The organism is Thalassotalea sp. ND16A (genome assembly GCF_000764205.1).
Classification (GTDB): Bacteria; Pseudomonadota; Gammaproteobacteria; order Enterobacterales; family Alteromonadaceae; genus Thalassotalea_A.
This window is the reverse complement of the sequence record NZ_JQDZ01000068.1, coordinates 180,078-195,510: the sequence shown is the minus strand read 5'-3', so window position 1 is coordinate 195,510 and position 15,433 is coordinate 180,078. Positions and strand designations below refer to the sequence as shown.

The following is a 15,433-nucleotide window of genomic DNA, read 5'->3' as shown; positions in this document are numbered from 1 at the left end:
GATTATTTTGAATTTATTATCGTTTTTATAATAATACTAATAAAATTTAGTTTATTATTGAATCACTGCCACGGTTCTGAGTTGACGACAAACTTAATGACATTACTATCATACCAATTTGATTAACAATGAGCAGATATTTGTTCAACTTGGTATAGAGCCACTTTAGCAAAGAAACACATGCTTTGTAACATTGAATGGCTATATATTTGCGCTCAAGTTCAATATACTAACTCAAGAAAAAAAAATTAAGGATTATGGATGACAGCTAGCTTTCAGCAACCAATCGCCCAATCGGGTGCTGGTTATTTTATGCAAGGATTTAAACTGATCAGAACACCGGGGATCCGCCGTTTTGTGTTTGTTCCCTTACTGGTAAATTTCATTCTTTTTGGCAGTGCTTTCTATTACCTTAGTAGCTATATTTCTGAGCTGATCATTGCCTTTGAAAACTGGTTACCAGAAAGCTTAGCCTGGTTAACTTACATCGCAGAGCCGTTATTGTACATTACCGCGCTGATCTGCTTTTCTTTCTTGTTTTCAACCGTCGCCAACTGGATAGCGGCCCCTTTTAATGGATTATTGAGTGAAAAAATAGAACAGCATTTAACCGGCCAATCCATCGGCGGTGGCGGTTTAGCCGATGTAGTGAAAGATATTCCCAGAACTTTAACCCGAGAATGGCGCAAGCTAATGTATTACCTGCCGCGAGCCATTGGCTTTTTTCTGGTGCTTTGGATCATTCCGGTATTTGGGCAAGTGGTTTGGCTGGCGTTTGTTGCCTGGATGATGGCGGTGCAATATTGTGATTACCCTTTTGATAATCACAAAATAGGCTTTTTAGAAATGCGCTCAAAACTTACTGAGCACAAAGGTAAATGTTTTAGTTTCGGTTTAACCGTGACTTTGTTTGCAATGATACCGATAGTCAACTTAGTGTTGATGCCAGTCGCTATTTGTGGTGCAACGGCTATGTGGGTCGATCATTACCGCCGAGATTATTGCTAGAAAAGGTACAAGGTACAGGATACGGGGTACAAGGTACAGGCAGTCTGCACAGTTGACTAGATGGTGTAGATTTAATAGGTAAGCTGAAAGCAACTGGCTACGAGCTGCGGGCAGTCTGCATTAGCGATCGAAATAGCGATTGTCTTCACCACCGCTAAGTCTGAGAAGGTAGGCAATCTCTTGCCATAAAATATCCTGCCCGTTGCTCGAAGCTCGAAGCTCGTAGCTCGTAGCATTTTCAAGAAAAATAACCCTATCCTCAAATTTTACCCGATCTGCCTGTACCCTGTACCTTGTACCTTGTACCTTGTACCTTGTACCTTGTACCTTGTACCTCATTTCAAGCTACTGGCTACGAGCTGCGGGCAGTCTGCATTAGCGATCGAAATAGCGATTGTCTTCACCACCGCTAAATCTGAGAAGGTAGGCAATCTCTTTTCATAAAATATCCTGCCCGCTGCTCGTAGCTCGTAGCTCGAAGCTCGAAGCTCGAAGCTCGAAGCATTTTCAAGAAACATAACCCTATCCTCAAATTTTACCCGATCTGCTTGTACCTTGTACCTTGCACCTCATACCTTACACCTAGTTTATATAGTCAATACGACGCATGGCAACATAGGCGATAACAGCACATAAAAGGCCCATAGTGACGAGCGTAAAGGGATACCCCATAAACTCGGTAAGCACACCGAATAACAAGCCACCCAATGCTCCACCGCCAATATTTATGGCACCCCATAAACTCATGACCCTGCCTCGATAAGCACTTGCCACTGATACCTGAATAAGTGACTGGGTTCCTACTCCGCACACCGTGGCACAAAAACTTAAACCCGCGACTATCAGTAAGCCTAGTTCAAAACTACTGGTATAACTGAACCCTATCAACAGTAAACCTGAGGCAATCGCTGCGATGCGCATGGCTGACAATAAGCGCTCGGCACCAGCGGATGACAGCAATAAACCCGCAATAATAGCGCCAATTCCAGCCGCCGAATTCAGCCAGGCTAAGGCTTCCACACCCCGGTCGTAGAGTACATCAACTAATGCCGGTAAAATCTCTAACAAGCCCCGACCTAAAATAGCAGATACCGCAATAAGCATTAACAAACGCAAGATCAGGTCCGAATTCAGGGCGTAATTAAACCCAGCCTTTATGTCCATAAAAAAGGTAAATTGCTCTACCCCAGATGCCTTCTGACTGTCATCGAGTTTTAACAGTAATAATACCAGGATTAGCGGTATATAGCAGGCGGCAACCACCGCCAGTGCGGTGGCATTGCTCTCATGTTTAATCAGCAGCCCGGCAATAACTGGCCCAATAAAACGCGAGGTATTGTATAAAATTGCATTGATGGCCACGGCCTTAGGCATGTTCTCAATACTGACCAATTCAGGCACTAAAGACAGTCGTATCGACTGATAGGCACTATTGGCCACGCCTATTAGCAGGGCAAAAAACAACAGTGTCAGTTCACTCACTAACTGTTGCCACACCAATAAGGATAATAGTAGCGAGATCAGAGCAAGTAGTGCACTGGTGATAACGGCCGCCTGGCGACGATTAATGCGATCTACCATCACCCCAAACAACGGCCCCACTAAAATCGTTGGGAAGAACATTAAAAAGGCCAACATCCCCAACCAGCTTTCAGAATGGGTTTGATCCCACATCATCCAGCCCAGAGTCATGCGCTGAATCCAAATACCCTGAGTAGAAAATATACTGCCACACAAATAGGTAAGGTAATTACGTTCAGTAAAAATAGAGCGCTGCAATTGCTGTTATCCTCTACACCGTTATCTTCTAAAAATCGGCCATCATACAGTAAAACTACACCGGGCAATATCAAATTAATACCGGCCTGGAGGCGTAGAATGCGCTGCACACCACAGCCATATTGAAAACCAGGTAGCTACAACAAATAAACTTATCAGACCATTAAAATTACTCATGACTAAGCCCTCCCCCACGACTTTACACGACCTCGGAGTCCCAGTAGCATACCGGCATTGAACAGCACACTCCAACATAGTAAAAGGCACAACCAATATGTCAGATAACATCAATTCCATTACTCAACAAATTGAAATTAAATTTAATGAAATAGAGAGCAAAATTTTCTCTGGCAATATGTTCTCTCAATGGAGAGGCTCATTTGAACTAAAAAAAGTTTACTTAAAAAAAGAAAACGCCGACATTAAGTGCGATCTCGACATTAGGTTAAAGCACTGGCCAGAGGGTATTTCAGTCAAAGTATATAAGCACAAGGCGTTGGCAGTTCTGCCCTATGTAAAAGATCGACAGATTTGCAAAGACCACCTAAATACCGAGCCTACACCTTGTAAGTTCTGGAAGGATGCCTTCTACTTCTCCCTGATGACAAACCTCGATCAAGGCCGCTATGTCCTGTTAGAGGGCAATGATATGTCTGACGAAGATACCCACACCTGCCTGGGCAAGATAAAAATGCATATTGAAGAAATCAATGGCATTTTAGCGACAGAATAATTCAAGGAGGTTGGAGGTACAAGGTACAGGGTACAAGGTACAAGGTACAAGGTACAAGGTACAGGGTACAAGGTACAAGGTACAAGGTACAAGGTACAAGGTACAGGGTACAAGGTACAAGGTACAGGGTACAAGGTACAAGCAGCCTGCACCGACGACTTGATGGTTTAGATTAAATAGATAAGCTGAGAGCATGAGGGAAGGTACAGGATACAGGGTACAAGCAGCCTGCACTGATGACTTGATGGTTTAGATTAAATAGATAAGCTGAGAGCATCGGACCACGAGCTTCGGGCAGATAGCATGAGGGAAGGTACAGGATACTGGGTACAAGCAGCCTGCACTGATGACTTGATGGTTTAGGTTAAATAGATAAGCTCAGAGCATCAGGCTATGGCTCTATTTTTCAAATACCGACTTTGATTCATATTTAACTATCTGCTCTGATATGATCAAAAAAGCCCCAAGTATGTATTGTAAACAAACTTGAAGCCTCAACAATGCTGCTTGTACCTTGTACCTTGTACCTCGTATCCTAGAGATTATGCTCTCGCTGCATCCGCGCGGCGAATGCTTTAGCAAACAAGGGGGCTGAGTTTTCGTCCATATTAAAATACAACGATGGCTCAATCAGCTCGGCTTCCATCATCGCAAAATGATCACCGTTACGAACAAAATCCACTCGTGCATACATTGGCAAGACGTTTAGTTGCGCAACGGCATGTTCTGCCTGGGCTATTAACATCGGCTCAGGTTCAATTAATTTTATTTCTCCGCCGTGCTCTTCCTGTACCCGAAAGTCATCGTTTTTTGGTGTTTTTAAAATGCTATGACTGTACACACCATCAAAATAAAAACACGAATACTCGCCTTCTTTTTTGATCTCTTCCATAAACGGTTGCACCATAAAATCACCATTGATGAACGCTTGTTCTAGTTGCGACTGAAACTGCTGATAGTTGTCAATGGTCAGCCAGAAAGTGTTGTCAGCACCCGCACTGACACAAGGTTTAAGCACAATCTGATCCGTATTAAAGGCACAAAAGTATCGTGATATTTCAGCAAAATCGAAGTCGTCTTTCCAGATGGTGGGGACGATGTTGACTTGTTTGTCGGCTAATTTCTGCAAGTATTTTTTGTTAATATTCCAACGCACAATATCAATGTTGTTTTCCAGCACGGCTGTTGATGCTTCAATATTTTCAAGTACGTTTAAAAAGGCCTCAGCATCTTCCTGATAATCCCAGGGGGTACGTATTAGCACAACATCAAAATCATTCCAGTTCACACCTTTCGCTTTCCATGAAATCAAATGGGTTTGCCAGCCAAGTTCAGCCAGGGGGTGATCAATTAGATGATCATAAGCTTCAAAATTATCCAGACAGTCCATTGTTAATATTGCACATTGCTTCATCGGTAACCTCAACTATGATTTTATCTTTAATACCACTCTGCAAAAGAAATGAGATGACTATAAAATTATGCAGACTGGTATATGGCAGCTTACTAGAATTCATCGCAAATACCAATTTGATTAAAAAAATTCTGTAAATTGATTAACTTGGTAAGAAAAAGCAATAGTAAAAGTGGCCATTGCATCTTAATACTTGACGTAAGCGATAAAAAAAACTTAAATTAAATGAAAGAATTAAATAGCAGATAAAGACTATGACAATAAAAAAATCGCTTATTGCAATCAGCTTAGTTTGTGGCTTGAGTGTTGCCACAAGTTACAATGTAGCCATCGCTGAAGAAACAATGAAGGAAGCCGAAACGATTAGCATAGAAATTCCTTTGTTAAGTGATGCTCAAATTTTTTCAAAATTTGACGATAAATACCCGGCCATGGTTAACTACTTCACCAAGAGTACTTTTGATGATGTGACGGTCTTTTATAGTAACCAATTTGGCTCCCCCGTGTCAGAGCAAACCCGTTACGGCCGATTAGAATTGCACTTTGAGCACATGCAACAAAACATCAGGGTGATTGTCGCTAAACAAAAGCACCATCGCGAAGTGGATGTCATTGTTGAGCAAATGACGGCCGAGGAATATTAATTCCCCTGTCCCACAGAATAAAAAAAACCAATTGCAAAGCAATTGGTTTTTTATTTGAATTTTTGAATAAGCTACTTTTTCAAAATCTCATCAACCGTACCTTGCGCTAACGGGTGATATCCTGGACGTGCTTTCAAATATACGGCTTTAACCCAAGTTAAACCGGCATCACTTTCGGCGAGCTTTTTGTAAAGCGGTACAATTAATTTACGACGGCCAATATTAATCAAGTATTGCTCCAATTGTGGCAGTACAACGTCATAATCGGCATGCAGTGCCAATAAGTACCAGGCATGGGCGATTTCTGCATTGCTGCTCGTGGTCAACTGATATTGGCGGTCAAGCTCAACCATTTGCTTATTACTTAAGTCGCGTGGCAAACCATTAATAAAGAATAACCACTCATGTACGGTCCAACCCGATGTTGGAATATCCGTTAACGAGATATCAGCTGCCAACCAGCTTGCTGATTGTTTAGTTACATTGGTAAAAATGTCAGATGTTGGTTGTGGCACAGATGTTGGTAGCCCTTGACCAAAAACCCATTCTTTCACTTCAGCCTGACTCACAACACCAGGATATTTGCGGATTAAGTGTTGATCAAGATAGGCTAAAAAGTCTTTGGTACCTATGCTTTGAAAGCTGAAGTTATTAAAATAGGATAATACAAACGGGTCGAAGCGTTCGCGGCCAAAACGTTGCTCAAGGAAGATCAAGAACAACTGACCTTTCACATAAGGCACACCACTGAACGCAGAATCCGGGTCACGACCTTGTAAATCAAGGTACAACACCGAATCATTGGCTGGAAGGTCGGCTAAGTCGGTATGTAAATCGGCAACACCTAACACTTGCTCCATTACCGCACGATTTCTGCCAAAAACTTCTTCCATAATGCGATTTTCAACATACGAAGTAAAACCTTCATTTAACCAAAGATCACGCCAGCTTTCGTTGGTAACCAAATTACCCGACCAAGAATGAGCAAGCTCATGTGCGATTAGGCTCACTAAACTTTTATCACCGGCGACAACCGTTGGAGTAATAAATGACAAACGTGGATTTTCCATGCCGCCAAATGGGAAACTTGGTGGTAGCATTAATAAGTCATAACGACCCCAGCGATATTCACCATACATAGCTTCAGAAGCCGTGATCATTGCCTGAGTATCGTTGAACTCTGCCGCCGATGCTTCCAATATATAAGACTCCGCATACACACCAGTTTGTTCACTCATCGCTTTGAACTCTAAATCGCCTACACCAATGGCAATTAAATAAGGCGGAATGGCCTGTGGCATCGAGAAGTAGTAATCACCATCTTTTGCCGTGTTAGGTTCATTATTGGCACTCATTACCGCGAGTAACTCTTTAGAGGTACGAATACGAGCATCATAGGTTAACCGTACTGCCGGAGTATCTTGAATCGGGATCCAGCTACGAGCGTGTATGGCCTGATTTTGACTAAACATGAACGGGTATTTTTTCCCGGCTGTTTGCTCCTTCGATAACCATTGTAAACCAGAAGCAACTTCGGTTGACTGGTAATACACACGGATTGTTTGCGCCTGAAAACCCGGATTTACCGTTAACTTTGAGCCCATCACCGCATCACGTTTGGCTAAATCATAGTTAACTTTAACCCAGTTGTTATTAGCATTTTTTGCTAACACCTTGAAGATTTTTAAATCGCGGGTATCTAAGTACACCACGGTTTCATTTTCTACCAACCAGTTCAACGAGATATCGACAAAACCTGTTAACGCTTTCTCGTTAAAATCTACATTTAAATCTAAATACACATGACTTATTTTTACTTGATCATAGTTTGCGTAAGTTAAATCATCATTTACCGCAGCCTTTGCGGCAACACTACTAAACAATATTAAAGCGGCAACAAGCTTGCCTAATGTTCTAATCATAATAATCTCTATATTCTAAACACCTCTATATCTTTTATTGTGAGGTGTACTATTACTTTTCGGTGCTTAGTTTACAGAGCCAAAAACATTTAACAAGTTAACTGATGAAATAGCGGCTAGATTCTGTAATAATTCAGCCATTAATCCTTGTCTGTATAAAATTTAATGGCTGAAGAACAAAAATCCCTATTTGCTAAGCGCTTTCGTGGTTATTACCCGGTGGTTATCGATGTTGAAACGGCAGGTTTCAATGCCAAAACTGACGCACTGTTAGAAATTGCCGCAAGTATCTTGCATATGGATGACATAACCGGCTTACTTTCGATTAAAGAGACCATTCATTTTAATGTTAACCCTTTTGAAGGTGCTAACCTGGAGCCTGCTGCTCTAGAGTTTACCGGCATAGATCCGCACAGTCTATTGCGTGGGGCAATCGATGAAGACGAAGTAATAAAGTCGATGTTTAAGCACATTAGAAAAGCAATGAAAGCCTATGGCTGCCAAAGAGCCATTATGGTGGCTCATAATGCCGCCTTTGATTTAGGCTTTGTCAATGCAGCAACTGAGCGCTGCAATATCAAGCGCAGTCCTTTTCATCCCTTTGTCAGTTTTGATACCGCCACTCTTTCAGGCTTAGCGTTAGGGCAAACGGTATTGGCGAAAGCTTGTGCCAGTGCCAATATAGAATTTGACAATAAAGAAGCACATTCGGCGTTATACGATACCGAGAAAACGGCAGAGTTATTTTGCTATATCGTAAATAAATGGCAACAGTTAGGTGGCTGGCCTTTAGCTGAAGTTGAAAGTGAAACCGCTGACAGTTAAGACCTGTCGCTGAGTGACTCATTGCTTTTATGAATTGTGATCATCATCGAACATTTTTAAAACATTTTATGCCCTGCGCCAGCACTTAGCGGATTTGCTTTTCTAGATTGCTGGCGTAAAATCAAACTTTTTATTGCAACTAAGCCTAATAAAAGCGCTGCACCTAAGAATAACGGCTGATGCAAGTATTTAAAAAATATCAAGCTAGCCGCTAAAAATACAAATGGAAAATATTCGTAGATAACATCTGGAATTCGCATATGGTTTACGGTTTGACTGATTCGGTTTTTACGACGATAACCTGACCTTTTTACATACACTACCGAACCCACGAAATAAAAGATGACGGCAGCAATAATGGCTCCTATTTCATCATAAGAATAAAATAGGTAAACCCCTACAAAAAAATATAAATGGGGAAGTTTTTCATACAAAGGTTTACTCAGTCTCATAGATCCAATCCGTGATTTTTGACATACAAATAGTAATATATAACTAAAACAATCATTAACAGTAATCTGGCATTTTTAAATGACAAACCGACTGTATTTTTTTAAGTGTAGTGCAATTCTAAAATATAACTTTATCTATATGAAAAAAAAGCTGCCATTGGCAGCTTTTTGATTAAATCTAAAGTGATTTAAATTATAAGTTGTCAGCGTTATCCGCTAGGTAAGAAGCAACACCTTCGGTAGAAGCTGTCATGCCTTTGTCACCTTTGTTCCAGCCCGCTGGACATACTTCACCGTGATCTTGGTGAAATTGTAAAGCATCGATCATACGTAACATTTCATCGACGTTTCGACCAAGAGGAAGATCGTTTACTACCTGGTGACGAACATTACCTTCTTCATCAATTAAGAATGAACCACGGAATGCAACGCCGGCACCTGGATGCTCAACATCGTATGCTTGACAAATTTCATGTTTAACATCAGCAACCAATGGATATTGAACTGGACCAATACCGCCATCGTTTACCGGAGTATTACGCCATGCATTGTGGGTAAATTGTGAATCGATAGAAACACCGATAACTTCTACACCACGGCTCTTAAAATCATCCATACGGTGGTCAAAAGCAATTAGCTCAGACGGACATACAAAAGTAAAATCTAGAGGATAGAAAAAGATAACGGCTTTTTTACCTTTAATGGCTTCGGATAGGTTAAAATTATCAACAATTTCACCGCTTCCTAGTACCGCCGCGGCAGTAAAATCTGGTGCTTGACGACCAACTAATACACTCATGGTTTTCTCCAATTATTTTTTGTTAAATGTTAGATCTGCATAAGTATGAAATCAACTGTGTGTTTATGCAGATCGAAAGTAATGTAAACTTGTAATCAATAAATATGGATACATTTACTAGAAAAACAAGTGTTACGGAAATTTTTTATTCTGCTGCTTTATATTTTTCAGCAGTTTCTTTGACTAGCGGTTGTAACTCACCTTGTTGGTACATTTCCATAATGATGTCACAGCCACCGACTAATTCACCATCAACCCACAATTGTGGAAATGTTGGCCAGTTTGCATACTTTGGTAGTTCCGCACGGATATCAGGGTTTTGCAAGATATCAACAAAGGCAAACTTTTCGCCACAGGCCATTAGCGCTTGTGATGCTTGCGAAGAAAAACCACAACTTGGTAATTTTGGAGAGCCTTTCATAAATAAAAGGATAGGGTTTTCTGAGATCTGTTGTTTGATTTTATCGATAGTTTCCATAGGTTCCTCTAGATGCAATAATGAGTAAAATAATATCCGACTAGTTTACTAGGTTTTTATCGCAAATCCACTATTAATCGTTCCTGGGACTTATTTTTGATAAAACATTCCCTCTTCCCCCTACATGGCGCGGGAATTTGAGCACATAGATGAGCAAAAAAAAACAGCAACTCATTGCTGCTGTTTTTTTGTGAATTCAGCCGATTAATTTTTACAGAACCAGTTCTTTTAATACATCATCTTTTAATTCAGCCCAAACTTTAGCTGAGGCAATACCATATTCACGTACCGCAAATACCGATTCATTAAATTGCTCTTGTTTGGCCAAATTGATCAAATTTTGATAAAACTGCAGAGTTAATGCTCTGGCATCATCATTAGCAAAATACAACCCACCTAATCGTGAGTATAGGTTTTTAAAGCCATTTAACACCAATACATAAATTGGATTACTGGAAGCTAAGGCCAAATCATGATGGAGCTGATAATCGTTTTGGGCAAATTCATCGCCATCACTACTGGCTTCAAGGCAGTTAGTTAACAGCTCAATAACCTTTTCAGCATTTTCTTTAATCGCCGCTCGAACATAAATTGCACTGATGTTGGTACGCGCTGACAATAAGTTTTCTACCAGATCAGGAATGCCTTCTTGATCGAGTTCGGTGAGTTTACTTAAGATATTTAAGCTGCAAGACTCCCAAAAATTATTCACTTTGGTGGGTTTACCATGCTGAATGGTTAACCAACCATCTCTGGCTAATCGCTGCAATACTTCCCGTAAGGTGGTGCGAGTAACACCAATTAATTCAGACAACTCTCTTTCTGCTGGTAATATTGAACCAGGAGGAAAACCACCGTTCCAAATTGACTCTACAATATACTGTTCGGCAAAGCCGGCAGGGCTTTGGGCTTTTATTATCATTTATTATTCCACTGGTAGAGACGTTAACAAGACCCTGAGTGATAGATGCGGGTTGTTAAGTGAATACTTCATATATGCTATATAAACTGATTGTACCAGAGGATGTCAAGATTAATATATGTGATTTACATCAAAATTAAATAAAATTGCTGTTTACCCTTGCTTATTAGTGTCTTAATATGTGGTCCAAATAAAAATCATTCACATTTCGTTTAAAAATCAACCAAGGTAGCGACATGCAACAATCATATATGCAAGCGATATACCGTAACTTTTTAGGTCAGGCACCGCAATGGTATAAGCTCACCATAATTAGTTTCCTTATCTTAAACCCTATTCTCTTTTTCTTTGTTTCGCCATATATGGCGGGTTGGGCATTAGTGTTAGAGTTTATCTTCACCTTAGCTATGGCACTAAAGTGCTATCCTTTGCAACCGGGTGGCTTGCTAGCCATTCAAGCTGTCGCCATCGGCATGACGTCATCGAAACAAGTACTTCATGAGCTAACCATTAACTTAGAAGTGATCTTGCTGTTGATCTTTATGGTTGCCGGCATTTATTTCATGAAAAATTTGTTGTTATTTTTATTCACAAAAATAATCACCAAAGTGAAATCCAAAATTGTGGTGTCATTACTATTTTGTTTTGCCAGTGCGTTTTTATCCGCGTTCTTAGATGCGTTAACGGTAATTGCCGTTATCATCAGTGTTGCCATTGGTTTCTATTCGGTTTATCACAAAGTTGCCTCCGGTAAACATTCAAGTCACAGTCATGACCATACCTCAGACCATGAACTGCCAGATTATTCTCGTGATGACTTGCAAGAGTTTCGCGCTTATCTGCGTAACCTGTTAATGCATGCTGGTGTTGGTACTGCCTTAGGTGGGGTAATGACTAAAGTCGGCGAACCACAAAATTTAATCATTGGCGAGCAAGCCGGTTGGGACTTTATCGAGTTTGCCATCCGCATGGCGCCAGTTACCGTGCCAGTTTTATTTTTCGGTTTACTTACCTGTTTTCTGGTGGAAAAATTTAAAGTATTTTCTTATGGCGTGGAACTGCCAGATAACGTACGTAAAGTGTTGGTAGAGTTTGACGAAGAAGAATCTAGCCAACGTACTACCTCTGATAAAGCCAAATTATTTGCCCAGGGGCTAATTGCTGTGTGGCTAATTGTTGGCCTTGCCCTGCATTTGGCCTCGGTCGGTTTAATCGGTTTAACCGTTATTATTTTGGCCACGTCATTTACCGGTATTATTGAAGAGCACCAAATTGGTCATGCCTTCGAAGAAGCGTTGCCATTTACCGCCCTACTCGCGGTATTTTTTGCCGTTGTTGCGGTAATAATTGACCAACAATTATTCACACCAGTCATTACCTGGGTATTAACCTTTGAAGGCGATATGCAGTTGGTGATGTTCTATTTGGCCAATGGTTTTCTATCTATGGTGTCTGACAACGTATTTGTCGGTACCGTTTATATCACCGAGGTGAAGAAAGCCCTGTTAGCCGGTCAAATTACTCGCGATCAATTTGATATGTTGGCGGTAGCGATTAACACCGGAACTAACTTACCTTCGGTTGCGACACCAAACGGCCAGGCTGCATTTTTATTCTTGTTGACCTCGGCTCTGGCGCCATTAGTGCGTTTATCTTACGGTCGCATGGTGTATATGGCTATACCATACACGGTAGTATTAACCCTAGCTGGTTTGGCAATGATTTATTCGGGTACCTTAGTGGAATATACCGAGTTGTTCTACCAAATGGACTTGATTCATCATCACAGTGTCACTGATGGTGGTGGCACTCCGAACCACTAAATTCATAAAAATTAACATTTTAAAAGCGCCTACGGGCGCTTTTTTTATGTATACTCAGCCCACTTGGTATAAATGCCAAACTTAAATATCTCTAGAATTAACTTGGAATAACAATAATATGTTAAATCGTCTCAATAACTTTGTTTTAACTCCCTTGTCCTGGTGGCTGTTGGCTGGTTCCGCTTTAGGCTTGGAGTTATGTGCATTATTTTTTCAATATGGCATGGGTTTAGAGCCATGTATCATGTGCATTTATCAACGCGTTGCCATAATCGCAATTATTATTGCCGGAGTCATTGGCGCTGTCGGCAATAAGTCACAAATTGTCAGACTTGCCGCGTTTGTATTATGGGCTGTTGGTGCAATTTGGGGCCTGCTTATCGCCATTGAACACGTGGATATGCAAGCCAATGCCGGTTCATTATTTTACAGTTGCGATTTTGTGCCAAACTTCCCTAGCTGGTTACCTTTGCATCAGTGGTTGCCTGCCATCTTTGAGGCTACCGGTGACTGTGGTGAAATTTCCTGGTCCTTTATCGGCTATTCGATGCCACAATGGATGATAGTGGTTTATGCTGTTTATACTGCCCTATTTGCATTGTTTTTCACTTCTCGTATAGTTAACCTGTTGAATAATAAAAATTTATCATAATTAATAAAATAATCTAAGAGGATAATATGAGCGAAAATATGGGTAATTCAACTAAACTGCCTAATTGGTTTACTGTGGTTGCCGTTATGGCGTTAATATGGAATTTGATGGGGGTAATGGCATTTATCTCAGGGCAAACCATGACTGCTGAACAACTAGCGGCTCTCAGCGAAGCAGAGCAGAATTTGCATCAAACAACCCCGCTTTGGGCAACCATCGCCTTTGCTTGTGCCGTATTTTGTGGTGCCTTAGGTTGCTTGTTTTTGGCATTAAAAAAGGCCGTTGCCAAAAATCTGCTGATGGTTTCTCTAGGAGCAATCATAGTGCAAATGTTTCATGCCTTCTTTATCAGTAACTCATATGAAGTGTTTGGTCCAGGTGGTGCGGTGATGCCAGTAATGGTGATTATCATTGCCTTTCTTTTGGTGATGCTCTCTAACAAGGCGGTAAAGCAAGGCTGGATAAACTGACCAATAAATTAACCGCTTAAAAACTTGCTGTAATGGCAATAAAAAGAAAGGAGCATTTAAGCTCCTTTCTTTTTATTGTGGGTATGATTACTAACCTACATAAGTAGTGCGTAACATACCATGGCGACAATGCTTGATACGATGAAGCTCAGGATGGCCCCTTCTTTAACCATATCTTGAATTCCAATTTCCCCTGTCCCATACGCTATTGCGTTTGGTGCTGTGGCTACAGGAAGCATGAAAGCACAACTAGCAGCCATCGCAGCAGGGATCATAAGCACTACAGGATCAAACCCTGATGATATAGCTGCAACAGCTAATATCGGCATTAACAGCGTAGCGGTAGCTGTATTGCTGGTTATCTCAGTTAAGTAAGTTACTACTAAGCAGATGGTTAATATCATTAGCACCGGTGGCAGATTTGATAGTGACGTTAACCACTCACCGAGTATTGCACTCAAACCTGAAGCAGTAAAACCTTTAGCGATAGCAATACCGCCAGCAAACAGTAGCAGCATACCCCATGGAATGGACTTAGCTGTATCCCAATCGAGTAACCTGCCGCCTTTACCATTAGAAACCAGAAACATTACAACAACTGAGAACAGAGCTACTGTGCTATCGCCAGCTATCTTAATATCAAGCAGTGAACTCCATCCTCCGAATGGTTCACCTCTGGTTATCCATGCTAAAGCCGTTAAACCAAATACCCATAATGTACGTTTCTCTTCTGGTCTCCATTCACCTAGCTCAGGTAAGATTATCTCATGCTCAAGTTTTACGTTACGAGTTAACCACAAAGCCATTATGGGCAATGCTACAAGGACTACTGGTACGCCTATTTTCATCCATGCAAGGAAACCAAACTCTTTGCCTGTATGTTCTTCATATATGCCGGCAAATATTATGTTAGGGGGGGTTCCGATAAGTGAGCCTAATCCGCCTACGCTAGCCGCATAGGCAATACCTAGTATCAGTGCTACCTTTAGCTTTCTATTATCAATATGGCTCAGGATAGCTAAAGCCATCGGTAACATAATTAATGTGGTTGCTGTATTAGATATCCACATACTTAGGAAGCCAGCAGCTAGCATGAAGCCTAGTACTAACCTTCTGCCACTGGTTACACCTACCATTTTCACCATGTAGACGGCTAGTCTTTCATGGGCACCACTCTTCTCTAATGACTTAGAAAGCATGAATGCCCCCATCAGTAATAAGATAACGTGACTACCTAATGATGCAGCTACTGCTTTATGGTCAAGAATGCCGAACAATGGCAGTAGTGCGAAAGGTACGAGTGATGTGGCAGGAATGGGTATCGGCTCAGTTACCCACCAAATAACGGTTAATAACGTTATTGCTGCTGCAACTGATGGTTTACTGTCAACCCCCGAACCAGACAAAAAGAAGTAAAACGCTACTGCCAATACTGGTGCAATCAAAATGAAGTGCTGTCTAGTGATGCTCATTATTCTTATTATCTCGATTAAGGCTAGGTTAGACCTATTC

The 15,433-nt window shown here is 41.1% G+C and carries 15 protein-coding genes; 7 read left to right on the top strand and 8 right to left on the bottom strand.

Annotated elements, in window-relative coordinates; genetic code table 11:
• Positions 1 to 261: 261 nt before the first annotated feature.
• On the top strand, positions 262 to 1,008 hold the full coding sequence (gene cysZ, locus ND16A_RS07830) for a sulfate transporter CysZ (protein WP_033077898.1): 747 nt from the start codon (positions 262 to 264) through the stop codon (positions 1,006 to 1,008).
• Between the two features lie 582 nt (positions 1,009 to 1,590).
• Here the strand turns inward: cysZ and ND16A_RS07845 are convergent.
• Positions 1,591 to 2,787 carry an MFS transporter gene (locus tag ND16A_RS07845; RefSeq protein ID WP_033077895.1) on the bottom strand — a complete coding sequence of 399 codons (1,197 nt, stop codon included), beginning with the start codon at positions 2,785 to 2,787 and terminating at the stop codon, positions 1,591 to 1,593.
• Between the two features lie 274 nt (positions 2,788 to 3,061).
• Between ND16A_RS07845 and ND16A_RS07850 the strand changes: the two genes are divergently transcribed.
• Positions 3,062 to 3,520, top strand: coding sequence for a hypothetical protein (locus tag ND16A_RS07850; protein ID WP_033077894.1), 459 nt, complete (start codon positions 3,062 to 3,064; stop codon positions 3,518 to 3,520).
• Positions 3,521 to 4,055: 535 nt separating this feature from the next.
• Here the strand turns inward: ND16A_RS07850 and ND16A_RS07855 are convergent.
• On the bottom strand, positions 4,056 to 4,934 hold the full coding sequence (locus ND16A_RS07855; RefSeq protein WP_033077893.1) for an ATP-grasp domain-containing protein: 879 nt from the start codon (positions 4,932 to 4,934) through the stop codon (positions 4,056 to 4,058).
• A 254-nt stretch (positions 4,935 to 5,188) separates the two neighbouring features.
• Here ND16A_RS07855 and ND16A_RS0119350 point away from each other — a divergent pair, with 254 nt between their 5' ends.
• Positions 5,189 to 5,578 (top strand): hypothetical protein, encoded by a 390-nt coding sequence (locus ND16A_RS0119350; RefSeq protein WP_052073120.1) that lies wholly within the window; start codon positions 5,189 to 5,191, stop codon positions 5,576 to 5,578.
• 71 nt (positions 5,579 to 5,649) lie between these two features.
• Here the strand turns inward: ND16A_RS0119350 and ND16A_RS07860 are convergent, their stop codons facing one another.
• Entirely contained in the window at positions 5,650 to 7,500 is a 1,851-nt protein-coding gene (locus ND16A_RS07860; protein WP_033077892.1) for a M1 family metallopeptidase, read from the bottom strand.
• A gap of 165 nt (positions 7,501 to 7,665) precedes the next feature.
• Here ND16A_RS07860 and rnt point away from each other — a divergent pair, with 165 nt between their 5' ends.
• On the top strand, positions 7,666 to 8,325 hold the full coding sequence (rnt, locus tag ND16A_RS07865) for a ribonuclease T (protein WP_033077891.1): 660 nt from the start codon (positions 7,666 to 7,668) through the stop codon (positions 8,323 to 8,325).
• A gap of 56 nt (positions 8,326 to 8,381) precedes the next feature.
• Here rnt and ND16A_RS07870 read toward each other — a convergent pair whose 3' ends face one another.
• The 4 genes from ND16A_RS07870 to fadR form a co-directional block, all read right to left on the bottom strand.
• Complete coding sequence (locus ND16A_RS07870) at positions 8,382 to 8,777, bottom strand: hypothetical protein (protein WP_033077890.1); 396 nt, start codon at positions 8,775 to 8,777, stop codon at positions 8,382 to 8,384.
• A 193-nt stretch (positions 8,778 to 8,970) separates the two neighbouring features.
• Entirely contained in the window at positions 8,971 to 9,576 is a 606-nt protein-coding gene (locus ND16A_RS07875; RefSeq protein ID WP_033077889.1) for a peroxiredoxin, read from the bottom strand.
• Positions 9,577 to 9,721: 145 nt separating this feature from the next.
• Complete coding sequence (locus ND16A_RS07880; protein ID WP_033077888.1) at positions 9,722 to 10,054, bottom strand: Grx4 family monothiol glutaredoxin; 333 nt, start codon at positions 10,052 to 10,054, stop codon at positions 9,722 to 9,724.
• Positions 10,055 to 10,265: 211 nt separating this feature from the next.
• A complete protein-coding gene (gene fadR / locus ND16A_RS07885; RefSeq protein WP_033077887.1) occupies positions 10,266 to 10,976 on the bottom strand; it encodes a fatty acid metabolism transcriptional regulator FadR in 711 nt (236 codons plus the stop codon).
• Between the two features lie 236 nt (positions 10,977 to 11,212).
• Here fadR and nhaB point away from each other — a divergent pair, with 236 nt between their 5' ends.
• The 3 genes from nhaB (at position 11,213) to ND16A_RS07900 (ending at position 13,921) form a co-directional block, all read left to right on the top strand.
• On the top strand, positions 11,213 to 12,799 hold the full coding sequence (gene nhaB, locus ND16A_RS07890) for a sodium/proton antiporter NhaB (protein ID WP_033077886.1): 1,587 nt from the start codon (positions 11,213 to 11,215) through the stop codon (positions 12,797 to 12,799).
• A 118-nt stretch (positions 12,800 to 12,917) separates the two neighbouring features.
• A complete protein-coding gene (dsbB, locus tag ND16A_RS07895) occupies positions 12,918 to 13,451 on the top strand; it encodes a disulfide bond formation protein DsbB (protein WP_033077885.1) in 534 nt (177 codons plus the stop codon).
• A 26-nt stretch (positions 13,452 to 13,477) separates the two neighbouring features.
• Positions 13,478 to 13,921: a hypothetical protein gene (locus ND16A_RS07900; RefSeq protein WP_235282121.1), complete on the top strand. Its 444-nt coding sequence runs from the start codon at positions 13,478 to 13,480 to the stop codon at positions 13,919 to 13,921.
• A 95-nt stretch (positions 13,922 to 14,016) separates the two neighbouring features.
• On the opposite strand, the gene ND16A_RS07905 is transcribed toward ND16A_RS07900, so the two are convergent.
• Complete coding sequence (locus ND16A_RS07905; RefSeq protein ID WP_033077884.1) at positions 14,017 to 15,393, bottom strand: SLC13 family permease; 1,377 nt, start codon at positions 15,391 to 15,393, stop codon at positions 14,017 to 14,019.
• Positions 15,394 to 15,433 lie beyond the last annotated feature (40 nt).